The 24,074-nt window shown below is 53.4% G+C and carries 28 protein-coding genes; 8 read left to right on the top strand and 20 right to left on the bottom strand.

Going from position 1 to position 24,074, the window contains the following annotated elements:
- Positions 1-119 precede the first annotated feature (119 nt).
- From IE102_RS12040 to rplM, 7 genes are all read right to left on the bottom strand, one after another.
- Positions 120-824 carry an ABC transporter ATP-binding protein gene (locus IE102_RS12040; protein WP_189486956.1) on the bottom strand — a complete coding sequence of 235 codons (705 nt, stop codon included), beginning with the start codon at positions 822-824 and terminating at the stop codon, positions 120-122.
- Complete coding sequence (locus tag IE102_RS12035) at positions 817-2,112, bottom strand: lipoprotein-releasing ABC transporter permease subunit (RefSeq protein ID WP_189486954.1); 1,296 nt, start codon at positions 2,110-2,112, stop codon at positions 817-819. Before IE102_RS12035 ends, IE102_RS12040 begins: the two co-directional genes overlap by 8 nt.
- Before the next feature lie 5 nt (positions 2,113-2,117).
- Positions 2,118-3,434 carry a proline--tRNA ligase gene (gene proS, locus IE102_RS12030; RefSeq protein ID WP_189486952.1) on the bottom strand — a complete coding sequence of 439 codons (1,317 nt, stop codon included), beginning with the start codon at positions 3,432-3,434 and terminating at the stop codon, positions 2,118-2,120.
- Positions 3,435-3,572: 138 nt separating this feature from the next.
- Positions 3,573-3,827, bottom strand: coding sequence for a DUF1467 family protein (locus IE102_RS12025; protein ID WP_189486950.1), 255 nt, complete (start codon positions 3,825-3,827; stop codon positions 3,573-3,575).
- Positions 3,828-3,841: 14 nt separating this feature from the next.
- On the bottom strand, positions 3,842-4,780 hold the full coding sequence (gene argC / locus IE102_RS12020) for an N-acetyl-gamma-glutamyl-phosphate reductase (RefSeq protein WP_189486948.1): 939 nt from the start codon (positions 4,778-4,780) through the stop codon (positions 3,842-3,844).
- 90 nt (positions 4,781-4,870) lie between these two features.
- Positions 4,871-5,347: a 30S ribosomal protein S9 gene (rpsI, locus tag IE102_RS12015; RefSeq protein WP_189486945.1), complete on the bottom strand. Its 477-nt coding sequence runs from the start codon at positions 5,345-5,347 to the stop codon at positions 4,871-4,873.
- Between the two features lie 2 nt (positions 5,348-5,349).
- On the bottom strand, positions 5,350-5,826 hold the full coding sequence (rplM, locus tag IE102_RS12010; RefSeq protein WP_189486943.1) for a 50S ribosomal protein L13: 477 nt from the start codon (positions 5,824-5,826) through the stop codon (positions 5,350-5,352).
- A gap of 272 nt (positions 5,827-6,098) precedes the next feature.
- On the opposite strand from rplM, the gene IE102_RS12005 reads away from it, so the two are divergent.
- Positions 6,099-7,517 (top strand): alkaline phosphatase PhoX, encoded by a 1,419-nt coding sequence (locus IE102_RS12005; RefSeq protein ID WP_189486941.1) that lies wholly within the window; start codon positions 6,099-6,101, stop codon positions 7,515-7,517.
- Positions 7,518-7,548: 31 nt separating this feature from the next.
- Here IE102_RS12005 and IE102_RS12000 read toward each other — a convergent pair whose 3' ends face one another.
- A complete protein-coding gene (locus IE102_RS12000) occupies positions 7,549-8,592 on the bottom strand; it encodes a COX15/CtaA family protein (RefSeq protein WP_189486939.1) in 1,044 nt (347 codons plus the stop codon).
- A 188-nt stretch (positions 8,593-8,780) separates the two neighbouring features.
- Here IE102_RS12000 and IE102_RS11995 point away from each other — a divergent pair, with 188 nt between their 5' ends.
- Positions 8,781-9,038: a transglycosylase gene (locus tag IE102_RS11995; RefSeq protein ID WP_189486937.1), complete on the top strand. Its 258-nt coding sequence runs from the start codon at positions 8,781-8,783 to the stop codon at positions 9,036-9,038.
- Positions 9,035-9,262, top strand: coding sequence for a DUF2842 domain-containing protein (locus tag IE102_RS11990; RefSeq protein WP_189486935.1), 228 nt, complete (start codon positions 9,035-9,037; stop codon positions 9,260-9,262). Before IE102_RS11995 ends, IE102_RS11990 begins: the two co-directional genes overlap by 4 nt.
- Positions 9,263-9,307: 45 nt before the next feature.
- On the opposite strand, the gene IE102_RS11985 is transcribed toward IE102_RS11990, so the two are convergent.
- Positions 9,308-9,790, bottom strand: coding sequence for a peroxiredoxin (locus IE102_RS11985; protein WP_189486933.1), 483 nt, complete (start codon positions 9,788-9,790; stop codon positions 9,308-9,310).
- Between the two features lie 142 nt (positions 9,791-9,932).
- Here IE102_RS11985 and IE102_RS11980 point away from each other — a divergent pair, with 142 nt between their 5' ends.
- Positions 9,933-10,547: a YqgE/AlgH family protein gene (locus tag IE102_RS11980; RefSeq protein ID WP_189486931.1), complete on the top strand. Its 615-nt coding sequence runs from the start codon at positions 9,933-9,935 to the stop codon at positions 10,545-10,547.
- A 66-nt stretch (positions 10,548-10,613) separates the two neighbouring features.
- Here the strand turns inward: IE102_RS11980 and IE102_RS11975 are convergent, their stop codons facing one another.
- The 10 genes from IE102_RS11975 to IE102_RS11930 form a co-directional block, all read right to left on the bottom strand.
- On the bottom strand, positions 10,614-11,903 hold the full coding sequence (locus IE102_RS11975; RefSeq protein WP_189486929.1) for a M16 family metallopeptidase: 1,290 nt from the start codon (positions 11,901-11,903) through the stop codon (positions 10,614-10,616).
- Positions 11,904-11,909: 6 nt separating this feature from the next.
- The gene (locus IE102_RS11970) at positions 11,910-12,584 is read right to left on the bottom strand and encodes an SURF1 family protein (protein ID WP_229807753.1); all 675 of its coding nucleotides are present in this window, start codon (positions 12,582-12,584) and stop codon (positions 11,910-11,912) included.
- Between the two features lie 28 nt (positions 12,585-12,612).
- The gene (locus IE102_RS11965; RefSeq protein WP_189486925.1) at positions 12,613-12,987 is read right to left on the bottom strand and encodes a DUF983 domain-containing protein; all 375 of its coding nucleotides are present in this window, start codon (positions 12,985-12,987) and stop codon (positions 12,613-12,615) included.
- Positions 12,987-13,859: a cytochrome c oxidase subunit 3 gene (locus tag IE102_RS11960; RefSeq protein ID WP_189486923.1), complete on the bottom strand. Its 873-nt coding sequence runs from the start codon at positions 13,857-13,859 to the stop codon at positions 12,987-12,989. Before IE102_RS11960 ends, IE102_RS11965 begins: the two co-directional genes overlap by 1 nt.
- 148 nt (positions 13,860-14,007) lie before the next feature.
- Entirely contained in the window at positions 14,008-14,556 is a 549-nt protein-coding gene (locus IE102_RS11955; protein ID WP_189486921.1) for a cytochrome c oxidase assembly protein, read from the bottom strand.
- 2 nt (positions 14,557-14,558) lie between these two features.
- Positions 14,559-14,708 (bottom strand): cytochrome c oxidase system small membrane protein, encoded by a 150-nt coding sequence (locus IE102_RS11950; RefSeq protein WP_189486919.1) that lies wholly within the window; start codon positions 14,706-14,708, stop codon positions 14,559-14,561.
- Positions 14,709-14,710: 2 nt separating this feature from the next.
- Positions 14,711-15,694, bottom strand: a complete 984-nt coding sequence (cyoE, locus tag IE102_RS11945; protein ID WP_189487405.1) for a heme o synthase — start codon at positions 15,692-15,694, stop codon at positions 14,711-14,713.
- 108 nt (positions 15,695-15,802) lie between these two features.
- Positions 15,803-17,476: a cytochrome c oxidase subunit I gene (gene ctaD / locus IE102_RS11940; protein WP_189486918.1), complete on the bottom strand. Its 1,674-nt coding sequence runs from the start codon at positions 17,474-17,476 to the stop codon at positions 15,803-15,805.
- A 22-nt stretch (positions 17,477-17,498) separates the two neighbouring features.
- Entirely contained in the window at positions 17,499-18,524 is a 1,026-nt protein-coding gene (gene coxB / locus IE102_RS11935) for a cytochrome c oxidase subunit II (RefSeq protein ID WP_189486916.1), read from the bottom strand.
- Positions 18,487-18,777, bottom strand: a complete 291-nt coding sequence (locus tag IE102_RS11930; protein WP_189486913.1) for a hypothetical protein — start codon at positions 18,775-18,777, stop codon at positions 18,487-18,489. Before IE102_RS11930 ends, coxB begins: the two co-directional genes overlap by 38 nt.
- 228 nt (positions 18,778-19,005) lie before the next feature.
- On the opposite strand from IE102_RS11930, the gene tldD reads away from it, so the two are divergent.
- The 3 genes from tldD (at position 19,006) to IE102_RS11915 (ending at position 22,322) form a co-directional block, all read left to right on the top strand.
- On the top strand, positions 19,006-20,397 hold the full coding sequence (tldD, locus tag IE102_RS11925; RefSeq protein WP_189487403.1) for a metalloprotease TldD: 1,392 nt from the start codon (positions 19,006-19,008) through the stop codon (positions 20,395-20,397).
- Complete coding sequence (gene rnhB, locus IE102_RS11920; RefSeq protein ID WP_308429924.1) at positions 20,394-21,029, top strand: ribonuclease HII; 636 nt, start codon at positions 20,394-20,396, stop codon at positions 21,027-21,029. The genes tldD and rnhB overlap by 4 nt, the downstream gene beginning before the upstream one ends.
- A gap of 171 nt (positions 21,030-21,200) precedes the next feature.
- The gene (locus tag IE102_RS11915) at positions 21,201-22,322 is read left to right on the top strand and encodes a site-specific DNA-methyltransferase (protein ID WP_189486911.1); all 1,122 of its coding nucleotides are present in this window, start codon (positions 21,201-21,203) and stop codon (positions 22,320-22,322) included.
- Between the two features lies 1 nt (position 22,323).
- Here IE102_RS11915 and mutY read toward each other — a convergent pair whose 3' ends face one another.
- Positions 22,324-23,415, bottom strand: coding sequence for an A/G-specific adenine glycosylase (gene mutY / locus IE102_RS11910; RefSeq protein ID WP_189486909.1), 1,092 nt, complete (start codon positions 23,413-23,415; stop codon positions 22,324-22,326).
- Here mutY and IE102_RS11905 point away from each other — a divergent pair.
- Positions 23,414-24,055 (top strand): DUF721 domain-containing protein, encoded by a 642-nt coding sequence (locus IE102_RS11905; RefSeq protein WP_189486907.1) that lies wholly within the window; start codon positions 23,414-23,416, stop codon positions 24,053-24,055. The genes mutY and IE102_RS11905 overlap by 2 nt on opposite strands.
- The last annotated feature ends 19 nt before the right edge of the window (positions 24,056-24,074 follow it).

Raw genomic sequence — 24,074 nt, 5'->3', positions numbered from 1 at the left:
CATTTTCGCACTCCGTTAAATTCTTGCTTTGTTCTATATTCCCCATTTGTTCCAAGTGCAAATAAATTATGCACATAACAAGAACAAAAATAACAATGCATTGATTTTAAATAATTAAATCAAACAGCGCTCGTGGACAATTCCGTGAGCTTTCCGTTCTGAATGGTCACAACCCGGTCCATATGTCTGGCAAGTTCCAGATTGTGGGTCGCAATCAGTGCTGCGACCTGCTGGTGACGAACTGTTTGCTTCAGCGCCTCAAAGACTTGCTTGGAGGTATCCGGATCAAGGTTACCTGTGGGTTCATCGGCCAATAGCAATCTGGGACTGTTGACCAAAGCCCGCGCAATCGCCACCCGCTGCTGCTCACCACCGGAGAGTTGTGCGGGTTGATGGTTCAGGCGCTCGCCCAATCCTACCTGCTCAAGCAAAGCCTTGGCGCGCGCCTCAGCCTCACGCACGGAACGTCCCAAAACTCTCTGAGGCAGCGCCACATTACCCAAAGCCGTAAACTCAGGCAGCAGATGGTGGAACTGGTACACAAAGCCGATTTTAGTCAGCCGCGCCCGCGTGCGCAGCTTATCATTGGCACGCGTAAGGTCTTCACCATCAATGATTAGTTGCGCTTCTTCCGAAGTTTCCAGCAAGCCGACACAATGCAGTAGCGAAGATTTCCCTGAACCGGACGGCCCAACAAGACCAACCACTTCACCGGCATAGAGGTCAAGATCGACACCTTTAAGCACTTCAAGTTGTGCGCCCTCGGCAACATTATAAGTGCGGTTCAGGCCCCGCAGCGACATGACAACAGTTTTATTACTCATAACGCAGCGCCTCTACAGGCTCTAAACGGGCTGCCCGTATCGCTGGCGGCAAGGTCGACAAACATGCTGCCAACAAAGACCAGAACACAACAAACGCCACTTCGGTAGGCTCAATTTTGGCCGGAATATATGACAGGTAATAGACGTCCGGGTTGAAGACTTTGGTTTGAGTTACGAACTCAACAAACTGCTGTATGGGACGGATAAAGATACAGAAAATGACGCCCAGCATAACACCCGCTATGGTCCCGCCCGCGCCCAGAGTGGCACCTGACAAGAAGAATATTTTCATAATCGAAGACCTGTCGGCGCCAACGGTGCGTAAGATCGCTATGTCTTTGCCCTTGTTTTTGACCAGCATGACAAGGCCGGAAATAATGTTCATAGCGGCAATTGCAACGATCAGACTTAGGATCAAGCGCATGACGTTACGCTCGACCTGAAGCGCCCCCCACAATGACGCATTGCGCTCCGTCCAGTCCTGAACGATCCCGCCCTGCCCCGCAGCACCAACAATCTGAGGGCGTATGGACTGGATCTGATATGGGTCTGTGACTTTGAGTTCAAGCGCGTCCCACTCCCCTTCTCTGTCGAAGAAAAGCTGGGCCTGTTCGATCGGCATATAGACAAAGGACGCATCAAGCTCGCTGACACCTACCTTAAAAACGCCTGCGACCGTATAAGTTTTACGGCGAGGAATGGCGCCAAACGCCGTGGATGTCCCCGGCGTCAAAAGGGAAAGCTCATCTCCCGGTCCGACGCCCATATCGCGCGCCATGCCGTCACCGATCAGGATATTGTCACCGCCATAGTCGCCAACACCGAAATCCTTGATGGAACCTTCGGTGATATTTTCCACAACAATGGGCGTCTCTTTTAGGGTTTTCGCATCGACCCCGCGGATATAGGCCAGACCGGCCACGCCCTGAACATTCTGAGCCATGCCCGGAGACTGCACGAACGGCGAGACCTGCGTCACACCCGGTACGGCTTCAAGACGCTTAACCATATCATCGCGATGACCAAAATCGTTAATCGCCATGCCGCCGACATAGGCGTGACCGTTGAAGGCCAGCAACCGCGACATCATTTCATCGCGAAAGCCATTCATGACGGCCATGACGATGATCAGAACCGCCACCGACAGCATAACGCCTACAAAGCTGATGATCGAAATCAGCGCCACCCCGCCATCTTTGCGTTTAGCCCGCAGATAACGAAACGCCAGATCCAGTTCCCAGAGGGAAAAGCCCAGGGTTTTCTTCGGCTTTGGCAGCACTTCTGACATATGGGTTAAGCCTTTGTCAGTTGATCTAGGACGGCATCAAATTCTGCGGTGTGGCGCTCACCCGTCTTGCGGTGCTTGATTTCGACCTTACCCTCAGCCAGTCCTTTGGGCCCAATGATCAGTTGCCAAGGAATACCGATCAGATCCATCGACGCGAATTTCGCACCGGGACGGTCATCGGTATCATCATAAAGTACCGACTTACCGGCGGCCTCCAAAGCCGCATAGGCCTTTTCACAGGCGGCATCGCAGGCGGCGTCCCCTACCCGCAGGTTGATCAGGGCGACATCAAAAGGTGCGACCGATTCCGGCCAGATGATACCGGCATCATCATGGCTGGCCTCGATAATACCGCCAATCAGACGCGACACACCAACACCGTAAGAGCCCATATGGACATGGGTTTGCGTCCCGTCCGGGCCATTAACGGCGGCATTCATCGGCTCAGAATATTTCTTGCCGAAGTTGAAGATGTGGCCGACTTCAATTCCGCGGGCTGACAGTTGTTTGTCCGCTGGTACGGCGCCAAAGGCCGCTTCATCGTGCATCTCTTCGGTAGCTGCATAAAGGGCTGTGCGCTCATCAACGATGGCCTGCAGATCATCCCAATCGACATTGTCACCGGGGGCGGACATATCGACCAGATCCTTATGGCAGAAGACGGCACTTTCGCCAGTGTCGGCCAGAATGATAAACTCGTGGCTCAAGTCACCGCCGATCGGGCCAGTATCGGCACGCATCGGCACGGCCTTAAGGCCCAGACGTGAAAAGGTGTTGAGATAGGCCACAAACATACGGTTATAAGCCTTACGCGCCGCCGCTTCATCGATATCGAAGCTATAGGCATCCTTCATCAGGAATTCACGGCCGCGCATCACGCCAAAGCGCGGGCGTTGCTCATCGCGGAACTTCCATTGAATGTGATAAAGGTTAAGCGGCAGACTTTTGTACGACCGGACATAGGCACGGAAAATTTCAGTAATCATTTCCTCATTGGTCGGCCCGTACAGCAACTCACGCTCATGGCGGTCCTTAATGCGCAGCATTTCCTGACCATAGTCTTCATACCGGCCAGATTCACGCCAAAGATCCGCCAGTTGCAGAGTCGGCATCAGAACCTCAATGGCACCGGCTTTTTGCATTTCCTCATGAACAATCTTTTCGATCTTTTTCAAGACCCTCAAGCCCAACGGCAGCCATGCATAGATACCGGCAGCCTCCTGGCGGATCATGCCGGTGCGCAACATCAGGCGATGCGATACGATCTGGGCTTCGGAAGGATTTTCTTTGAGGATGGGCAGGAAATAGCGCGACAGGCGCATGAGCAGTATCCGTTAAGTCTGGTTTTGATTGTGCGTGACAATTAGCGGGGTTCGCAGGCGAAAATCAACGCCTTAACGTGGATTATTTGTTGACGCGCATTTAATCCAAAAACCGCGTTACACTTTTTGGAATGCGCTTTACCCCGGAAATTCCGGCAAAGGTATCAGGCCGAACTGGATGATGATCATAACCAGCACCCAAATCCCCGCAGCAATATAGGTCGTGGTCAGTAATTTTTTCTTGAGATTAGGCTCTACCGGCGCGCCGGGGTCACCGCCATCGGTCGTCTCAATTCCTGCCTCGCGGTGACTTTGGTTTCCCAGAGGCAGGACGACGAAAAACGCCGTCCACCAGATGATGATAAAAATCGCCGTGATCGTTAAGGGGCCCATAAGGGGTGCTTTCTTTAAATCAGGCCTAATGTTTCGTCGAGATTCAAGGCCAAATTAAGGTTCTGAACCGCAGCCCCTGATGCGCCCTTACCCAGATTATCCAGAACGGCCACCAGACGCGCCTGCTGACCATCTTCGTCACCAAAGACATGGATAAGTAGGTTATTCGTATCTTTGAGTAACTCAGCATCCAGCGCCTTGGTGGCATTCGACTCCTCAAGCGACGCCACCTTGACGAAGGCTTCACCCGCATAGTGCGCGGCAAAAATCTCATGCAGCCGTGACAGCTCAGGCTCATCCGGCAGCGCCCACAATTGCAATGGAATTTCGACGATCATGCCTTGCGCAAAGCGTCCAACAGCGGGGGTAAATACCGGCGGCGATTCCAGCCCTGAAAATACGGTCATTTCCGGCAGGTGCTTGTGGTTGAGGCCGGTCGCATAGATGCGGTAGTTATCTTCGGTGCCGCCGTCTTCGAACTCAGCAATCATGGACTTACCGCCGCCGGAATAACCGGAAACCGCATTGACCGTCGATGGCCAGAACGGCGGGATAACACCGGCATCGACTAGGGGCCGCATCAGCGCGATAAAGCCCGTTGCGTAACAGCCGGGGTTGGAAATGCGTTTAGACGCCCGGATTTCATCACGCTGCCCCGGTGCCATTTCGGCAAAGCCGTACGCCCAGTCTTCGTGGACACGGTGTGCGGTCGAAGCGTCAATGATTTTTACATCCGGATTTTCGACCAAGCTGACCGCTTCACGCGCCGCATCGTCAGGCAGGCACAGGATCACGGCATCCACCGCATTGATGGCCTCTTTACGGGCCGAAGCATCCTTGCGTACAGTCTCATCCAGCCGGATCAGTTCTATTTCCGGACGCAGTTCAAGACGCTTACGGATCAGAAGTCCGGTCGTGCCGACATCGCCGTCAATGAAAACCTTATGCGTCATTAAAACAAATCCTGAAATCTATAAAATCAATAAAAAAAAGCGCTCCGGATAAACCGAAGCGCTTTTTGATAACAACCACGAATGTGGATATTAACGCTTCGAGAACTGGAAGGAACGACGGGCTTTCGCGCGGCCGTACTTCTTACGCTCAACAACGCGCGAGTCGCGGGTCAGGAAGCCAGCTGCCTTAAGCGTCGGACGCAGAGCTGGCTCAAAATAGGTCAGAGCTTTCGACAGGCCGTGACGGATGGCACCGGCTTGCCCGGACAGGCCAGAGCCTTGAACCGTGACAAACACGTCGAACTGGGTCGCGCGCTCGGTCAGGTTCAGCGGCTGAGCAATCATCATGCGCAGAACCGGACGTGCAAAATACACTTCCTGTTCGCGGCCATTGATGACCCACTTGCCGGAGCCGGGCTTGATCCAGACGCGGGCGATGGCGTTCTTACGCTTGCCGGTAGCATAGGCGCGACCGAACTTATCCAGTTGCTGAACGCGCTCGACCGGAGCCACGACAGGGTTGGACGACAGGGAAGCCAAAGCTTCCAAACCTTGAGTTTCGGACATTCTTAGAAGCTCCGTACGTTCTTGCGGCTCATGGCCTTGAAGTCGATGACTTCCGGCTGTTGAGCTTCGTGGGAGTGTTCCGAACCGGCATAGATACGCAGGTGCGTCAGTTGGGCGCGCGCCAGCGGCGATTCCTTTGGCAGCATACGCTCAACGGCCTTCATCAGAACGCGCTCAGGATACTTGCCGCCCAGGATTTGGCCCATGGTGCGGGTCTTGACGCCACCAGGGTGACCGGTGTGCCAATGGAACACCTTGTCCGTCAGCTTCTTACCAGTATAGTGAACCTTCTCGGCATTGATGATGATGACATAGTCACCGGAATCAACGTGAGGCGTGTAGGTAGGCAGGTGCTTGCCGCGAAGACGCATAGCAATGAACGAAGCCAGACGGCCGACTACGGCGTCCTGAGCGTCGATCACGACCCACTTCTTCTCGACATCGGCCGGCTTAAGCGGCGCGGTGGTCGATTTCAACATGGTCAAATTCCTTAGATTTCTTACAGAATGCATTCCCATAAGAATGAAGTGGGCGGGAGATACATGATTGGTCGTGACAGGTCAATACATAATTTTTACTAAAACAGACACACTACATTGTTTTTATTAGCATTTTTAACAATGGTATTAAATTACCGTTATTTTTTGCGATGAAAACTTATCCAATGATTACCCTTTTCGATCTTTTCCACGTTCACACGGTCGTCTAAAAGCACATATATAAGCCCATACGCCTATATTCCGGAGTTTTCATGTACCTGTCGCGCCGCTCTATGATGAACCATGCCGCAGCGGCATCCCTTGCTTTCTCAGGCTTCCCTTTGCTGGCCTGTGCCCAGAATAGCAGCCGCGCCGACAGTACGGCCACGACCTATGAAAATGAGGTCGAAGGCTACGGACCGCTCGTCGAAGATAAATACGGCATCTGCGACCTCCCCGCGGGCTTCACATACAAGGTTATAAGCGAAGCCGGTGAAACCATGAGTGATGGCCTTGTCGTGCCGCATGTTCATGATGGCATGGGCTGCTTTGCCCACGGCACAGACACGATTGCCCTCGTACGCAATCATGAACTGTCGCCTAAACACCGTAATTTTGGTGCAATTGGCATGAATGGCCGTCTGATCGACAAGCTAGATAAATCAAAAGTCTATGACTTTGAAGCCAATGACTATCCGCTGCTGGGTGGCACCACGACGGCAATTTATAACATGAAAACCCGTCAGGTTGAGCAGCAGTTCATGTCACTCATCGGTACCTCAACCAATTGCGCCGGCGGACAGACTCCGTGGGGCTCATGGCTGACCTGCGAAGAAACCGTGACCAAAGCCGGCGAAGGGGTCGGCAAGGATCACGGCTATGTCTTTGAAGTCCCATCAGGTCACAAGGGATTGGTTGATCCTGTGCCGATAAAAGCGATGGGCCGCTTTAAACACGAAGCCACCGCCACCGATCCGCGCACCGGCATTATCTATTTGACCGAAGACACTAGTGACGGCGTGTTTTATCGTTACCTTCCTAATGATCGCCGCCACTTGCTGAAAGGCGGCAAGCTTCAGGCATTAGGGTTCAAACAGTTCCCGAAAGGCGCGGTCACCTCAAACGTCGGTGAGACCATTTGGAAAGTCGGAGACAGCTTTGATGCGGTCTGGATCGACCTAGATAATGTCGAAAGCCCGGATGATGACCTGCGGGCACGGGCCTATACAGCGGGCGCGGCGCAGTTCGTGCGCGGTGAAGGCATCCATTTCGGTGACGGAGAACTTTATTTCACCGCGACCTCCGGCGGCAAGGCCGAAGCCGGTCAGATCATCCGCTATCGACCCAGCCTGCACGAAGGCCAGACCGGCGAAAAAGACGCACCCGGCAAGGTCACTCTGTTTCTGGAATCGGCCAACGAAAACGTCTTCGACTATGGTGACAACCTGACCATATCAAACTGGGGACACCTGTTCGTCTGCGAAGATCGCTACTCTGATAGCCTGCGCAACCACATCCGCATCGTCACCCCACTGGGCAAGGTCGCGACTTTCGCCCGTAATGTGTTTAAAGAGAACGGCGAATGGGCAGGCGCGTGCTTTTCACCTGACGGTTCCACCTTGTTTGTCAACGTACAGTGGCCGGGATTTACCTTGGCTATCACCGGCCCGTGGCAAACCTTCAAAGCGTAAAAATAAAGCCCCGACGAACCGGGGCTTTATTTTATCTTAAGCGGAAATCGCGATCAGCCCGCGCCACTTTCCACATTAGAAGTGTCGCCAGAATAATAAGGCAAACCGCCACAAACTGGTGCATCAGGCCAAAACCAATCTGTGCACCCGACACAAGTGTCGCCACACCTAAAATACCCTGTACCCAGACCAGAGTTGCCACTGACGTCGAGATCAAACGGATTTCATCGTCCATACATTTCTGAGCCACAATAATGGCATAGGCCGTGATCCCAATCAGGGCAACATAAGCGACGATACGGTGCATAAACTGAACCATGCCCTGATCGTGGAAGAACACAAAGCCGATGCCTTTGCTCCAGTCAACATATGGCGCAATGTGGCCATTCATCAGCGGCCAGTCATTATAGACCGTCCCGGCATCATTACCGGCGACCAACGCACCCAACAAGCATTGCAGGATGATCACGCCAAAAACCATAGATGTCGCCACACGCCAACCCTGCGGCGCACCACGTCCACGCCCCTGCCCGGCCAAGGCTTCACACGCCGTCCATAAAGTCAGCACCAGTATAACCAGCGCCATGCCTAAGTGAATCATCAACCGTTCAGGCGCGACATCAACGCGCTTATCAAGGCCGGATGACACCATCCACCATCCGATTCCGCCCTGCAGCGCACCAAGCCCCAACAGACCCGCGCAGCGCCAGATCAGACGCCCCGGCACCTCTGACCTTAGCAGCAAGATCACAAATGGCACAAAAAACACGACGCCGATCAACCGGCCCAAAAACCGGTGAATCCACTCCCACCAATAGATGCCTTTGAAATCCTCAAGATCCATATGGGCGTTGATCTGACTATATTCAGGAATTTTCTGATATTTTTCAAATTCCTGCTGCCAGGCCGCATCACCAAGCGGCGGTATAGCCCCGGTTACCGGTTTCCACTCTGTGATCGAAAGCCCCGAATCGGTCAGACGTGTAGCCCCACCGACCAGAATCATTGCCACGACTAAAAATGCCACCGCGAACAGCCACGCTGCCACCAGAGGAGACTTTAAGGGAAGTCGCACGTCTAACGCCTCACATTTGGTAATTTTGCCTCTTATAGCTTAAGAGGTCTGTTCAATTCTTTAACCTTACCCGCTATAAGAGCGTTAATTACGACAATCTGACGAGCACTGAAAAGATTGAGAGATTTGCCCACAGGGGCAAACAAATTTCAAGTGCCCGCCCCAGGAAACGATGAAAGGGTCCACACATGCGTGCTGAAGACTGGTTAGTGGCGGTCGCCGTCGGTTGCGTCGTAAGCTGGATAGCCAATGCCATAACTCAAAGCCGCTATAGCCTTCCGATCAATCTGTTTGTCGGCATATTTGGGGCGATACTGGTCAATATGCTGATCCACACTATGTCGCTTTATCCGGATAGCCTGTTTTTGACGCTAAAGCTTGGCATGGCGGGATCAATCGGCTTACTGCTGCTGTTCCACATCAGCCGCCGACTGGAGCGCAGATGACGTTTAAGCCCTTAAGCCTGCCGGTGCGTCGACTGATCGCCTGCGGGGGCATTATCGTGTTTTTATGCGTTTATGTGGCCTTGGTATCTAATATCGCTGGCCATCTGCCCGACAATAAGCTGATTGAACTGATGTATTATGGCCTGGCCGGAATTTTGTGGGGCATTCCAATAATACCCATTATTAGCTGGTCTGAAAATTATCAAACAAAAAACCGGCGTTGATACAGATGCGGAGGCGGCCTGAAAATGTGCCGCCTCCGCCCCGTTTTAAATATTTTCCAGAACGTATTCGGCTGCCGAGACTTTGAACTCACCAGGCGCTTCAACGAACAATTTTTCGACAACACCATCCTTAGCCATCAGGGCGTAACGCTGAGAGCGAATGCCCATGCCGAACTGGCTGCCGTCCATGGTGAGGCCAAGCGCCTTGGCGAAGTCACCATTGCCATCACCCAGCATCAAAATCTCATCACCAATGCCTTGATCCTTAGCCCAGGCCTTCATGACAAAGGCATCATTGACGCTGGTGCAAACGACCGTATCGACGCCTTTGGCCTTAAAAGCGGCCACCTGATCCTTGTAGCCCGGCAAATGACGCGCTGAGCAGGTCGGGGTGAACGCCCCCGGCACAGCAAACAGGACAACCGTTTTACCGGAAAACACTTCGATGCCGTTTATCGGCTTAGGGCCATCTTCGGTGGGGGTCGAGAATTTTGTGTCTGGTAAGCTATCGCCGGTTTTGAAGGTCATGATGAAGTCCTTATTGTCATCTTACATAAGACTTGGCCGTATAGGCTGAGTGCCCGCCTGAGCCAAGTCAACAGAATGTGTAATCTCAAATTTTTGAGGTTTTACAGCTTGAAACCACCCCACAAACCCCCATCATAAGTTTATGAGTACATCTTTCCCTCCACCATCCGATCCCAACTCGCTTCAGGGGCACCTGCTGATCGCTATGCCGGGTCTTGACGATCCGAACTTTGATCACAGTGTCATCTACATCTGTCAGCACGACGATGCTTCGGCCATGGGACTGGTGCTCAATCACCCGATTCAAGGACTGGATTTCGGCCGAATGATGGATGAACTCGGCATTGAAGGCGTTGACACTGACCGGACAAGGCAGAAGATTTTTAACGGTGGTCCGGTACAGAATGATCGCGGTTTTGTTCTCCACAGCCTCGACTACTGCCTTGAGGATATAACCCTGTCGCTGACCGGCGGCGAGGATATCAATGAGGCTACGGGTCTCGGACTGACCGCCACCCGCGATATACTGGTTGATCTGTCAAACGGCAAAGGTCCACGTGATGCGCTCATTGCCCTTGGCTATGCCGGCTGGACAGCAGGCCAGCTTGAAGCCGAAATCCGCCAGAATACCTGGCTGATCGCCCCTGCGGATAAGGCTATTATCTTTGCTCGCGACCCGGCACGGATGTGGGAGATGGCAATTTCATCACTCGGCATCGCGCCTGAACACTTAAGCGGGCAATCCGGCAGCGCTTAAAGCGTTTTTCCATCAAATGATCTCATTTGATGGATAGATGAGAGCACCACATAAAAATTAGATGGATTACGCCGCAAACACTTGATGGATAACGGGTGCAGGGTCGGTTTTGAGCCGAGGCCCAAGAATAGCCGATGCACACCCCTTTTGACGGCTAAGCGTGGTGCCTACCCGGCTGAGATCATCAAGCGTAACCAGATCAAGTTCGCGGGCCTGCTCATCAATTCCGAACAGTCGCCCATTGGTCAATAACTGCGACGCATAGGCTCCGGCCCGCATGGCTGGATTTTCATCATTGAGATAAAGCGACGTCTTAAACTGCGCCTTAGCCCGTTCCAATTCGCGCTCCAACGGACTTTCGGCCAGTTCACGTAAGGTCACGCCAATCAATTCACACAAGGGCTCAAGGTCTGCGGGCAAACAGCCAGCATAGACCCCCACCACACCCGTATCGCGATATTGCGTCGACCAGGCATCAATCGTGTAGGCCAGCCCACGCGCCTCCCGCGCCGACTGAAACAGGCGCGACGCCATGCCTCCGCCCAAAATCTCACAGAACAACCGCGTTGCGAACAAATCGTCATCAAAACGGCTAACGCCTTCAAACGCCAGAGCCAGATTCACCTGCTCGATCCGGCGCGTCAGATGGCTGTGCTGACGGGTAAACTGAGCGCGTTCAGGTGTGGTTGTGACACCGGCAGGCTCAACCCCATCCAGTACCTTCACCAGCGCCTGATAAGCCGCGTCAGGGTCGATCCCGCCAGAGACGCACAAAACCATATTCTGAGGCGCGTAGAGGCTTTGAGCAAAATCACGCAGGCTTTTCACATCTACCGGTTTTAAGCTTTTGACCGTGCCCAGGATCGGGCGGCCCAGACTTTGCTCAGCAAAGCTCGACCTCTGGAGCATATCGAAGACATGGTCATCGGGGGTATCAAAGGCCTCGGATATTTCCTGCCCCACCACCAGTTTTTCACGCTTCAGTTCTTCCGGCACCATGAGCGGACGAAACATCAGATCCGTGACCACTTCCAGCGCCAGCGGCAGCAAATGGTTCAGACCGCGCACTTCAAAGCGGGTGTGCTCATAGCCTGTCGAGGCATTGATCGTGCCGCCCTGATGCTCAATGACTTCAGCCAGTTCGCGGGCGTTTCGGGTCCCCGCCCCCTTGAAAACCATATGTTCCAAAAGGTGCGCCCAGCCCGATTGAACCTCAGTTTCAAACCTTGTCCCGCCATGAATGATGGCGGTTAAGGCAAAGCTTTTCGAACCAGGGATGGGATCGCACAGCAATCTCAGGCCACTATCGAATTGATAGAGCCGGATAGCTGTGCCGGCCAGAACAGACTCACTCATCGGAAATTAAGCGTTCACTTTCTTATATTTTTGGTACAGTACGGCCCCAAACATGGCCAAAAGCGTCCAGGCCAGACCAAACCAGGTCAAGGCATATTCAAGATGGCGGTTAGACAAGGCCGCCGTCATCGGGCTTTGCACCAGACCGCTGATTTCGAGATCGGACTTTTCCAAATCCATGATCACGAAATAGTCTTCACGCACAGGCATATTCAAGGCCTTGGAAATTTCACGTGCTGAACGCCAATACCACTCGTTTTTTTCCGGTATATTGGGCGGCGTCATACCGGCCGGAATAGCATCAAGCTTTCGCAACCGCCCTACCACAGGCGTTATGATCGGCAGATCCTGCGGCAATGGCACCTCAGAAAAGCCCAGTTCAGTGATGATTTTTCGCTCTGAATCATAAGGACACGTCCCCAGAACGTGATATCCGGACACACCGTTCAGCAGGCCGTGCATATAGATCAGTTTATCGGCGGCAATAAAGCAATTGCCAATAGTGATCTGCCGCCACGACGCATCCTGATCCCCGGCAATAACGTCGCGAACCGGTAATGGCGCAATTGTCTGGGTGCGCTCAATTTCAGATTTCAACCCTTGCTTCCAGTGAAGGCGCTGCAATTGCCACACGCCCAATCCATTAAGGCAAAGGAAGGCTATGACGACACAAACCGTCATGATCGGTGGGGCTAGTTTAAATAAAGACCTAACCGCCATGTGAACGATCCTTAACCCGGTTTTTCAGTTGGAACGCGACGGTTACCCCTTTCAGGGGACGCATCAGCCCAAGGCTAAGGATCAAAGCCAAGGGCAACCAAATCACCATGTGAACCCAGATGGGCGGTTGATAAGCGAAGTCTGTAATTACAAAACCAAAACAGCAGATAAAGCCTGCGATCAAAATAATGAAGACGACGGGACCGTCTCCGGTATCCGCCGCCTTGAAATTCTGACCGCAATTTGGACAATCATCACTGACTTTAAGAAAGCCTGAAAACAGTCTTCCTTTACCACAGACGGGACACTTACCTTTCACGGCCGCGAGGAAATTAACCTCACGACCGCCGGGATTATCGTTCATCAGTGCGCCACGCCAAAGACGACATAGATGAAGGCGAACAGGAACAGCCACACCACATCGACGAAGTGCCAGTACCAGGCCGCAGCCTCGAAACCGAAATGCTTCTTAGGTGTGAAATCACCGCCCATAAGGCGCAGCAGACACACCGCCAGGAAGATGGTCCCGATCAGGACGTGGAAACCGTGGAAGCCCGTCGCCATAAAGAATGAAGAACCGTAAAGGCCGGAATTAGCAGCTTCTTCATTGAAGAACAGATGGTGCTCAATGATGTGGTGGTACTCATAGGCCTGAACGCCCGTAAAGATCGCGCCAAGGATCACAGTCAGCAAAAGACCGAGCTTGGCATCCTTACGATTGCCGACCTGAAGCGCATGGTGCGCCCAGGTAACCGTGGTGCCCGACAGAAGCAGGATAAGCGTATTCAGCAGCGGCAAATGCCAGGCACTGACCAGTTCGACACCGTGCGGTGGCCAGTTTGACCATGCCGTGCGCACTTCTTCGATGGCCGAGGCCTCGGACGCCCGGTGGCTGCCGAACAGAGCCATTTCAAAGAAAATCCAGAACCATGCCACGAAGAACATAACTTCGGATGCGATGAACATGATCATACCGTAGCGCAAGCCCAGTTGCACCACAGGGGTATGGTCGCCACCCTTGGATTCCTTGATGACATCGCGCCACCAGCCGAACATCGAATACAGGATGCCGACAAAACCTATGGCGAAGACGTACCAGGTGCCCTTTTCAAGACCAAATAGGCCCTTTAGCCAGATGACCAGGCCCACAAACATCAGCGTTACAAACGCCGATGACACCAGCGGCCAGGGACTGGGATTAATAATGTGATAGTCGTGCTTTGCGCCGTGAGCCATTTCCGTCCAACTCTTCGTTTGCGCCCCCCTGTTGTGGGCTGGCCTTAATTTTCAGGTCTCGTCAAATGCGAAACTGTCGCTAATCCCGTTTATGCCAAATCGTTCGTAAACACAATGCAAAGACCCGGCTTAAAACAGGGTTTTTAGGCTAGTTACCGGCCTCTTTGACAGGGAAAAACGTGTAGGATAAAGTCACATCGGTCGTTCCCTTGGCATCGATATCACCGATCATTTCCGGATCGAGATAATAGACCATCGGAAATTCTTTTTCCTCACCCGCTTTAAAAGTCTGTTCGGTGAAACAAAAGCACTCCAGCTTCATGAAATAGCCGCCCATAGCTTCGGGCAGCACATTATAACTGGCCTGTGCGCGAATCGGGTGGTCCGACAGATTTTTAACCTTGAAATAGGCCATGGCGGTCTTGCCGACCTGAACATCCTGATACGGCTGTTCAGGTTTAAATTGAAACTCGACATTATTGACATTGGTGTCGAAGCGAACGCGGATGACCTTATCCAGTACCACATTGGAGGCCTTAACCGCTTTTTGCGTGGTGCCATTAAAACCCGTCACCTGACAAAAAAGCCGGTAGAGCGGCACGGAAGCATAGGCCGCCCCGATCATCACCACGAAAAGACCGGCACACATCAGACCAATTTTCTGGTTTTTACTCAGTCGCGAAGTGCCTTTAGCCATGGTCAATGTCCTGCCGCCACACCTTCGGCCATGCGGACCAGAGATACGATAAACACTAATATAACGAACGCTCCCAAAGACAGACCAATGGCCAGATTGCGCTTCTTTTGCGACGCCAGATACGCTTTTTTGTCGTCATCATGATCAGCCATGGCTAAAGCCCCGTAAAAATGTGCTCACCCAACAACGTGGCAAACAACGCCGTCAGATAAAGGATTGAAAACGCAAACAGATCGCGGGCGGGCTTTGCTTCACGCTTAACGTCATACAGCGAAGCCTCACCGCCTTCTGGGTGGTCACCTGCGCGCGACAGAAAGACCTTGACCGCCAGATAGATGAAAAATGCCCCGCCTAAAACCGAGACGGCGACATAGGTAGGCCCGCCCATATTGAAGGCGATCGGCAAGCAAGCCACGGGCGCCATGATCAGGCTGTAGATCAGGATTTGCAATCGCGTTGACTTGGCACCCCTGGCTACCGGCATCATCGGGATACCAGCATTTTTATAGTCTTCGGTCGTGTAAAGCGCCAAGGCCCAGCTATGGGGTGGGGTCCACAAGAATATAATAGCAAACAATATCCACGCCTCAACCGGTGCGTTGCCCGTGGCTGCGGCCCAGCCAATCACCGGCGGGAAAGCCCCTGCCGCCCCACCGATGACAATATTTTGCGGTGTGCGCCGCTTCAGCACCATGGTGTAGAGCACCACATAATAGATAATCGTCAGCGCCAGCAGGCCTGCTGCCACAAGATTAATACTCAGCGCCATCATGAAGACCGACAAAAACGACAATACTCCGGCAAACGCCATGGCATCCTGACGCGACACACGCCCGGCAGCGACAGGACGCCCGCGAGTACGGCGCATCAGCGCATCGGTTTCATGCTCCAGCGCCATATTGAACGCTCCGGCAGCCCCCGCCCCCAAGGCAATGCATAACACAGCTACAAAGGCGATCAGCGGATTGATGCTGGTCGGGGCCACCACGACGCCGGTAAAGCCCGTAAACACCACCAAGGACATGACACGCGGCTTCAAAAGCTGAAAATAATCGTTCGGTGACCCGCGTAAGGCGCGCGAGCCATAGACACCTTCAAGCTCTGGCTTATCCGACGATTTGGGTTTGGGCGACGTCATGTGTGAAATTTCAACCGACACAGTATTTTCCAATAGGCTTTAATGAACTTAGGGGGCGAAGACGCATAGCCCTCACCCCCTATATTGTCGTCAAGGCTAAGTGCCCAATCAGTGATGATCATCTTCCTTGATCACCGGCAGTTCCTCGAACTGGTGATACGGTGGCGGCGACGACAGGGTCCACTCCAATGTCGTTGCCCCCTCACCCCACGGGTTAGCGTCAGCCTTGCGGCGGCGCACCACGGCTTCGACCAGCATAACCAGGAACACCAGAACGCCAACCACCGTAATGGCATAACCGATCGAAGAGACCAGATTCCAATAGGCGTAACCTTCGGGGTAATCAACATAACGGCGCGGCATGCCTTGCAGCCCCAGGAAATGCTGCGGGAAAAAGACAATATTCACGCCAATGAACATGATCCAGAAATGGGCCGCACCCAAAAATTCATTGTACTTGATGCCGAACATCTTCTCAAACCAGTAATAGAACCCGGCGAAGATCGCAAACACAGCCCCAAGTGACAGAACGTAGTGGAAGTGCGCCACAACATAATAGGTATCATGCAGCGAATAATCGATACCGGCGTTTGACAGCACCACCCCGGTCACACCGCCAAGGGTGAACAGGAAGATGAAGCCGATCGCCCACAACATCGGGGTTTTAAAATCAATCGAACCGCCCCACATGGTGGCAATCCACGAAAAGATCTTAACCCCGGTCGGCACCGCAATGACCATAGTCGCCATAACGAAGTACGAACGAAGCTGGATGCCCATCCCCACCGTATACATGTGGTGCGCCCACACGATAAAGCCGACAAAGCCGATAGCCACCATAGCGTAGGCCATGGCCAGATAGCCAAACACGGGCTTACGCGAAAACGTCGACACGATATGGCTGATGATACCAAAGCCCGGCAGGATCAGAATATACACTTCCGGGTGACCGAAGAACCAGAACAGGTGCTGGTACATGACCGGATCACCGCCACCGGCCGGATCGAAGAAGGACGTACCAAAGTTACGGTCGGTCAGCAGCATGGTAATGGCACCCGCCAGAACCGGCAGCGACAGCAACAGCAGGAAGGCCGTGACCAGTATCGACCACGCAAACAGTGGCATACGGTGCAGGGTCATGCCCGGCGCACGCATATTAAAGATGGTCGTAATGAAGTTGATCGCCCCAAGGATTGAAGACGCGCCCGCGACGTGCAGCGCAAAGATCGCCAAATCCATAGCCTGACCGGGGTGCCCCGTCTTACCTGACAGCGGCGGATACATGGTCCAGCCACCACCAAAGCCGTTCTGACCGGCACCGGGGCCGCCCGGAACAAACATCGACAGACACAGCAATATCCAGGCTGACACCAAAAGCCAGAATGAAATATTGTTCAGGCGCGGGAACGCCATATCCGGCGCACCGATCATGATCGGCACGAACCAGTTGCCAAAGCCACCCACCATGGCTGGCATAACCATGAAGAAGATCATGATGATGGCGTGAGCCGTTACAACCGCGTTGTAACCGTGCTTGCCTTCGAAAATGCCCAGTTTGTCCAGCATCGAGCCTTCGACAAACACCTGAAGCCCCGGATGCGCCAACTCCCAGCGGATCAGACCCGACAGCGCCCCGCCGACCAAACCGGCCATGATAGCGAACAGCAAATAAAGTGTGCCGATGTCCTTATGGTTAGTGGACAAAAACCAGCGGGCGAAAAAGCCCGGTTTGTGATCGTGATCAGCGTGATGATCATGAGCGACAGCGTCATGAGAAGCCATGGTCGTCTCTCTTCCCTATATACTATTGGGCCGGCGTGGCGGCCGGCACGGCAGCCGTCGCAGCAATGGCAGGAGTTTCAGCGGCAGCAGCAGGAGCGGTTTCGGTCGCAGGCGCTGTGGCCGACGCGGTTGCGGCCGCTTCGGCATCTGCTGCCGCTTTGGCCGCATCAGCAGCAGCCTGAGTCTGGGCCGCGCGGGCTTCTGTGGCCAGCATGGCTTTGGTCTTTCCGCCCGCCTTGATGATGTAGTCATCAAACTCAGCGTCAGTCACGACCTTAATCTCGATAGGCATATAGGCATGATCAACGCCACAAAGCTCAGAACACTGCCCGTAATAGGTCCCGACCTTTTCGGCCTTAAACCATGTATCATTCAAACGACCGGGCACGGCATCAGTCTTCAAGCCAAAGGCCGGAAGTGCAAAGGCGTGAATGACGTCAAAGGCAGTGACCTTAACGTGGACGACCTTACCGACCGGCACGACCAGCGCATTATCGGCGGCGAGCAGATAAGGCTTACCGGCCTTCTTGGCGTCCTCTTCGGTAAGAACACGCGATTCGACCCCTTCGACCCCCAGTTCAGGATAGTCGTACGCCCAGTACCACTGGAACCCGGTCGCCTTAACCACCACATCCGGTTTTGGCATGTCATGATATTTACGGAGCAGCGAGAATGAGAAAAACGCGATAAACACAAGGATCAGAACCGGCACAACCGTCCAGATGATCTCGACAACAGTGTTGTGTGAAAACTTTGCAGGAACCGGATTTGATTTGCGATTGTAGCGCACAGCAATCCAGATCAGCAGCGCCAGAACCAGCAGCGTGATGGCTGTGATTATGGGCATCAGAATCACGTCATGGAAAAAAATAGCATCGTGCTTGAGCGGCGCCGCCGCGGGCTGCAAATCAATAGCACCGTCAGTCGGTTGCCCCAGCGTATCAGCGGCAAACGCCGACATAGCCGTCATCCCCGACAGCATGGCCATTCCAGCCAGGATGGACGAAGTCTTAATCAGCCTTCGGAAGCCCATTCGCGAATTCCTCATCAATTGTGACCGAAAAGGCGCCTGAACGTCTTTTCCCTGCCGAATCTTCAATAAACCTTATCAGTTCTTTGAGAAGCGCCCAACCCTGTGAATTCAGCGCTTCCAGAGCATCCGGTGCAGAGCCTATACGTCCATCCGGACAAATTGTCCCACCATCCGCCATCGGTTCCCATAATGAATTAAATGGAGGTTGCAAAGACCAAAAAGCCAATTCCTTATTCCAACTAAGGATATTTCTGGAAAACAGGCCCAAGAGGCTCCATATAGGGCCATAAAGCCCCGCACTGCCTGCGCGGTTTTGTCACACCATAGTCCCGATTAATTTCCAACCTGTGATAAAACTGAATCGGCCCGTAGCCTTAGCCAATATTCATGCTTAAGTTAGTGACATGCGTTTTTTCAGGATTATCTCGTGACCGTATCCGCCGAACCCGCTTTAAGTGCCTCAACATCCGCCGGCAAAGGTGCCGATCTCAGTAATCTGGATATTCACGCCGCGAAGGGGTTACTGGATCAAGCCCTTACCGGCGCCGATGATGGTGAAATTTTCTTTGAAACGCGTGAAAGCGAATCGCTCGTGTTTGACGACGGCCGGTTGAAATCGTCGTCCTATAATGCCGATCAGGGATTCGGTTTGCGCGTAGTTTCTGGCCAAACCGTCGGATTTGCCAATAGCGCCGAACTCAGCCTTGAGGCCCTCAAACGCGCTGCCGAGGCCGCTTCACTGGCCAAATCCGGCAAGGCCGTGAATATCGCTCTGGTATCTGAAAATCCACACCGCACCAATCAGTCCCGATATAAGGCGGTTGACCCTTTATCGGAAATGTCATTTGCCGATAAAATTGAGCTTTTGAAAGCGATTGACGCCTATGCGCGCGATAAAAACCCAAATGTCGTTCAGGTGTCCGCCAGTCTGGCGGCTGAAAAACGTGGCATAACCATTTTACGAGCGCAAGGTGAGATCTATCATGATTATCGCCCGCTCATCCGCATAAGCGTCGGGGTATCGGTCGAAGCCAATGGTAAGCGCGAAAGCGCCTCATCCGGTGGTGGCGGAAGGTATAGCCTGTTTGAGATCACTTCGCCTGAACATTGGCAGGCTCAGATCGACGAAGCCTTGCGGCAGGCCTTGGTCAATCTTGACGCCACACCGGCCCCGACCGGGGAAATGGATATTGTACTTGGTAATGGCTGGCCGGGCGTGCTGCTGCATGAAGCGGTCGGACATGGCCTTGAAGGCGATTTCAACCGCAAAGGCACCTCCGCGTTTTCAGGCAAGATGGGCCAGCAGGTCGCCGCCAAAGGAGTCACGGTGGTCGATGATGGTACAATTGCTGATGCCCGCGGGTCGCTCAATATTGACGATGAAGGCACACCGACATCGCGCACCACTCTGATCGAAGACGGTATACTGGTTGGCTACATGCATGACCGCCTGTCGGCACGACAAATGAGCGTGGACGCCACCGGAAACGGCAGGCGTCAATCCTATGCCCACCAGCCCTTGCCCCGTATGACTAACACCTTCATGACGGCGGGCAAAGATAGCCGCGCTGATATGATCGCTTCGACCCAAAACGGCCTCTATGCCGTTAACTTCAGCGGCGGACAGGTTGATATCACCAATGGTAAGTTCGTGTTCCAATGCACCGAAGCCTACCTCATCGAGGATGGCAAGGTAACACGGCCCGTTAAGGGCGCCAGTCTGATCGGCGACGGCCCCGCCGCCATGCGCCAGATTGAGATGATCGGCAATGACTTTGCCTTCGACCCGGGCGTCGGCACCTGCGGTAAGGCGGGGCAGAGCGTGCCGGTGGGCATTGGCCAGCCCTCGCTCAAGATCAGAGGCCTGACGGTTGGCGGCACGGGATGATTTCGGGCGAATCGGCTATAACCGAGGCCATGCCTGATTTAAGTTTTGAATCCCAACTCAATGGATATGTGTGCGGCGTTGATGAAGCCGGACGCGGCCCGTGCGCAGGTCCGCTATGCGTGGCCGCTGTTATTCTTGACCGTAACAAAATTCCAGATATGATTAGGGATTCCAAAAAATTATCTGAATCTCATCGCTTTAAACTTGAGCCTTTGATCAAACAGAGCGCCATCGCCTGGAGCGTAGTTGAAGTCTCATGTGAACAGATTGATGCCATGAACATTCTTCAGGCAACGATGTGGGGTATGGCCGAAGCCGTCATCAGATTATCGGTTACAGCCCACCATGCCCTTATTGACGGCAACAAAGCGCCGAAACTCAGCATTCCGTCACATCCTATCGTCAAAGGCGATGATCGCTCACTGTCGATTGCCGCCGCATCCATTCTGGCCAAGACCGCCCGCGATCGCATTATGATTGAGATGGACTCTATCTATCCGGTTTATGGCTTTAAGAAACATAAAGGCTATCAGGCCGAGGCACATTTAGAGGCCATCCGTTTGCATGGCCCCTCGCCCATCCATCGCCGGTCATGGGCCACCGTCCGTAATCTGGCGACAAGCGCCCTCTAAAAGAACAAAACGAATCCAAAAGTGAGTCTTTTAGGACTCACTCACATAAAAATGATTCGCCCGATTCTCCATGAGTCAAGTTTTTACTTTTTGTTAACCGCAAGAGACTCTATTCCTTTGGATTCAGGGCGTTACATAAGCGCCCTCATTTGAACCTGTAAGGATTTTCTGATGTCACGGCTGGTTTCGCAAAAAGCACTTACCGACAAGAACAATGTCGCCCTGGAACTTGACACCATCCATGTGGGTGAGTGCGTGAACATCCTGAAAAGCCTGCCGGACAAGTCCGTTGATCTGGTCTTTGCCGACCCGCCCTATAACCTTCAACTGGGCGGCGACCTTCTGCGTCCGGATAATTCCAAGGTTGATGCGGTTGACGATGAGTGGGATCAGTTTGCCTCATTTGAAGCCTATGATAAGTTCACGCGCGAATGGATGCGGGAATGTCAACGCGTCCTGAAAGATGACGGCGCCATCTGGGTTATCGGGTCTTATCACAATGTCTTTCGCTTAGGCGTTGCCCTGCAGGACCTCGGGTTCTGGGTCATGAATGATGTCATCTGGCGCAAATCGAACCCAATGCCAAACTTCAAGGGCACCCGCTTTACAAACGCCCATGAAACCCTCATCTGGGCCACAAAATCCAAGGGTCAAAAGCGCTACACCTTCAATTATGACGCCCTCAAAGCTTTTAACGAAGACACGCAAATGCGTTCGGACTGGAACATTCCGCTGTGCACAGGGGATGAGCGCCTGAAAGACGAAAACGGTGTAAAAGCCCACCCGACCCAAAAGCCGGAAGCCTTATTGTACCGCGTCCTGCTGTCGTGCTCAAAACCCGGCCATGTCGTCCTTGACCCTTTCTTCGGCACTGGCACGACGGGTGCCGCGGCCAAGCGTCTGGGACGCCATTTCATCGGCATCGAGCGCGATCAAACCTACGCCAAGCACGCGCTTGAGCGGATAAGCAAGGTTACCCGCGTCAGTGAAAGCGATCTAGCCGTTATGGGGTCTAAAAAATCTGAACCGCGCGTGCCGTTCGGCGCGTTGGTTGAGGCTGGTCTGCTCAATGCCGGAGATACACTTTATTGCCCCAAGGGCCAAAAGACTGCCCGTATTCGTGCGGATGGCTCACTGGTTCACGGCGAGCTTTCGGGTTCAATCCATAAGCTGGGAGCTATGCTGGAGCAATCTCCAGCCTGTAATGGCTGGACCTACTGGCGCTTCAAATCCGATGCCGGATTAAAGCCGATCGACGATCTGCGCTCCCGCATTCGGGCCGATATGAACTGATTTAAACCAGTGATGGTATAAACTTCAAAGCCTTGCTGAATACCGTCGGCAAGGTTTTTTTGTCACTAAAACTGAGGCATTGATACTGATTGTGGCGGCGCAGAAAATCGCCCATTTGCGTTGCCGTGAGATGTTGTAGCCATACATCCTGGGTTAACCTGAAATGCGTAAAGACATGGTCATAGCGACCAATAAATTCAGCCTCACTAAAAATCAATAATTGATTTCCACTCTCAGCATCCGTCCACGCCTCATCGCGCCAATCCAGATGAGGCAGCCCTAACATACCCCCCAATAGGCCTTTATCGGGTCGGCGTTCAACAATAAAACCCTCGTCAGAAACGATCAAAAACACCACGCCATATCGATGAGGCTTTGGCGTTTTTGACAACCTGACCGGATAGTTTTCGGGATGGTTCAGATGATGAGCCCGGCAACCTTCACTCAAGGGACATTCTGGACATTTTGGCGACTTAGGGCGACATACACTTGACGCTAAATCCATCAGGGCTTGTGGCCAGTCAGAGGCCCTATCGGCCCGAACCCATTGAGCAGCATAAGCTTTTAAGACGGGCTTTGACCCCGGCACTGGCTCATCGACCGCATAGATACGGCTCATGATCCGCTCAATATTACCATCAACAACATTGGTGGGTTTATCGAACGCAAAGGCTGCAACGGCTGCCGCTGTGTAGGGGCCAAAACTGGGGATTTTTAAAAGATCGGCTTCATCATCGGGAAAAGCCCCCGCGTATTGATCGACGATGACGCGCGCCCCTTTCAGCAGGTTACGAGCGCGTGAGTAATAGCCAAGCCCCGCCCACGCCGCCATGACCTCACCATCCTCTGCAGTGGCCAGATTGTGCACCGTTGGCCAGCGTTTCAGGAAGGCCTCATAATATGGCGCGGCATGAGGGACGGTGGTTTGCTGGAGCATGACTTCAGACAACCACACCCGATATGGATCAACAATTGATTCGTCACCCGGCAACCGTCGCCATGGTAAATGGCGAGCGTGACGATCATACCAGGTCAGTAAATCTGTCCGTAAACGCAAGACATCATCCGCAGACAGGTTTATAACAGTTTTCATGAAGCGTACCTTGCCATCCCTTGAAGACGCGGTCGCCATTTTGCGCGCCACACGCACCAAGCGCATGCCTAAACCGCCGCCACCTGTCAACCGCCAGATCACGCCCCTGCTCAAGAGCCTGAGCGCACGCTTCGAGGCCTATGACACAGGCGCCGGTCGGCTGAAAAGCCGTTGGCCTGAGATTGTCGGTGAGTCACTGGCCAAATTGTCCGAGCCCGCAAAAATCATAACAAATCGACCAGCGACCAAACCAACCGCGCGGGGAAGCCTGTCAAAAAATGCCCCTGTGCCCGCAAATACTAAAAGCGTTGGTATACTGGAGATACGCTGCGAAGGTGCTTACGCGCCCATACTTCAGCATCAGCAGGATTTGATTATGTCCCGCGTCAATCTGTTTCTTGGGGCAGGCTCTGTGGGCCGCCTGCGCATCGTGCAGGGGCAGGTAAGCCAGACCACCCGACAAGCCACCGCAGCGGTTCAGTCACGGCCCTTGAATGCCGAGCAGGAACTGGCCCTGCAAAACAGCCTTAAGGATGTCAGTGATGACCGGTTACGGCAGACATTGCTCAAGCTGGGGCGTTCTGTGATCGCCAGGGATAATGCCCGCGCAAAGGCTTCGGAGCGATCTCCGAAAACGTAAACCACCTCTTGCTCCGGTC

The sequence above is a fragment of the Asticcacaulis endophyticus genome, from assembly GCF_014652575.1.
GTDB classification, from domain to species: Bacteria; Pseudomonadota; Alphaproteobacteria; order Caulobacterales; family Caulobacteraceae; genus Asticcacaulis; species Asticcacaulis endophyticus.
The sequence above is the reverse complement of the archived record's forward strand: the minus strand, read 5'-3'. Positions and strand labels throughout refer to the sequence as shown.

What these genes read in the sequence shown, in the direction of transcription:
- IE102_RS12040 (WP_189486956.1), bottom strand. Translation starts at nt 824, where the DNA reads ATGAGTAATAAAACTGTTGTCATGTCGCTGCGGGGCCTGAACCGCACT.
- IE102_RS12035 (WP_189486954.1), bottom strand. Translation starts at nt 2,112, where the DNA reads ATGTCAGAAGTGCTGCCAAAGCCGAAGAAAACCCTGGGCTTTTCCCTC.
- proS (WP_189486952.1), bottom strand. Translation starts at nt 3,434, where the DNA reads ATGCGCCTGTCGCGCTATTTCCTGCCCATCCTCAAAGAAAATCCTTCC.
- IE102_RS12025 (WP_189486950.1), bottom strand. Translation starts at nt 3,827, where the DNA reads ATGGGCCCCTTAACGATCACGGCGATTTTTATCATCATCTGGTGGACG.
- argC (WP_189486948.1), bottom strand. Translation starts at nt 4,780, where the DNA reads ATGACGCATAAGGTTTTCATTGACGGCGATGTCGGCACGACCGGACTT.
- rpsI (WP_189486945.1), bottom strand. Translation starts at nt 5,347, where the DNA reads ATGTCCGAAACTCAAGGTTTGGAAGCTTTGGCTTCCCTGTCGTCCAAC.
- rplM (WP_189486943.1), bottom strand. Translation starts at nt 5,826, where the DNA reads ATGTTGAAATCGACCACCGCGCCGCTTAAGCCGGCCGATGTCGAGAAG.
- IE102_RS12005 (WP_189486941.1), top strand. Translation starts at nt 6,099, where the DNA reads ATGTACCTGTCGCGCCGCTCTATGATGAACCATGCCGCAGCGGCATCC.
- IE102_RS11995 (WP_189486937.1), top strand. Translation starts at nt 8,781, where the DNA reads ATGCGTGCTGAAGACTGGTTAGTGGCGGTCGCCGTCGGTTGCGTCGTA.
- IE102_RS11990 (WP_189486935.1), top strand. Translation starts at nt 9,035, where the DNA reads ATGACGTTTAAGCCCTTAAGCCTGCCGGTGCGTCGACTGATCGCCTGC.
- IE102_RS11985 (WP_189486933.1), bottom strand. Translation starts at nt 9,790, where the DNA reads ATGACCTTCAAAACCGGCGATAGCTTACCAGACACAAAATTCTCGACC.
- IE102_RS11980 (WP_189486931.1), top strand. Translation starts at nt 9,933, where the DNA reads ATGAGTACATCTTTCCCTCCACCATCCGATCCCAACTCGCTTCAGGGG.
- IE102_RS11975 (WP_189486929.1), bottom strand. Translation starts at nt 11,903, where the DNA reads ATGAGTGAGTCTGTTCTGGCCGGCACAGCTATCCGGCTCTATCAATTC.
- IE102_RS11970 (WP_229807753.1), bottom strand. Translation starts at nt 12,584, where the DNA reads ATGACGGTTTGTGTCGTCATAGCCTTCCTTTGCCTTAATGGATTGGGC.
- IE102_RS11965 (WP_189486925.1), bottom strand. Translation starts at nt 12,987, where the DNA reads ATGAACGATAATCCCGGCGGTCGTGAGGTTAATTTCCTCGCGGCCGTG.
- IE102_RS11960 (WP_189486923.1), bottom strand. Translation starts at nt 13,859, where the DNA reads ATGGCTCACGGCGCAAAGCACGACTATCACATTATTAATCCCAGTCCC.
- IE102_RS11955 (WP_189486921.1), bottom strand. Translation starts at nt 14,556, where the DNA reads ATGGCTAAAGGCACTTCGCGACTGAGTAAAAACCAGAAAATTGGTCTG.
- IE102_RS11950 (WP_189486919.1), bottom strand. Translation starts at nt 14,708, where the DNA reads ATGGCTGATCATGATGACGACAAAAAAGCGTATCTGGCGTCGCAAAAG.
- cyoE (WP_189487405.1), bottom strand. Translation starts at nt 15,694, where the DNA reads ATGACGTCGCCCAAACCCAAATCGTCGGATAAGCCAGAGCTTGAAGGT.
- ctaD (WP_189486918.1), bottom strand. Translation starts at nt 17,476, where the DNA reads ATGGCTTCTCATGACGCTGTCGCTCATGATCATCACGCTGATCACGAT.
- coxB (WP_189486916.1), bottom strand. Translation starts at nt 18,524, where the DNA reads ATGAGGAATTCGCGAATGGGCTTCCGAAGGCTGATTAAGACTTCGTCC.
- rnhB (WP_308429924.1), top strand. Translation starts at nt 20,394, where the DNA reads ATGATTTCGGGCGAATCGGCTATAACCGAGGCCATGCCTGATTTAAGT.
- IE102_RS11915 (WP_189486911.1), top strand. Translation starts at nt 21,201, where the DNA reads ATGTCACGGCTGGTTTCGCAAAAAGCACTTACCGACAAGAACAATGTC.
- IE102_RS11905 (WP_189486907.1), top strand. Translation starts at nt 23,414, where the DNA reads ATGAAGCGTACCTTGCCATCCCTTGAAGACGCGGTCGCCATTTTGCGC.
- mutY (WP_189486909.1), bottom strand. Translation starts at nt 23,415, where the DNA reads ATGAAAACTGTTATAAACCTGTCTGCGGATGATGTCTTGCGTTTACGG.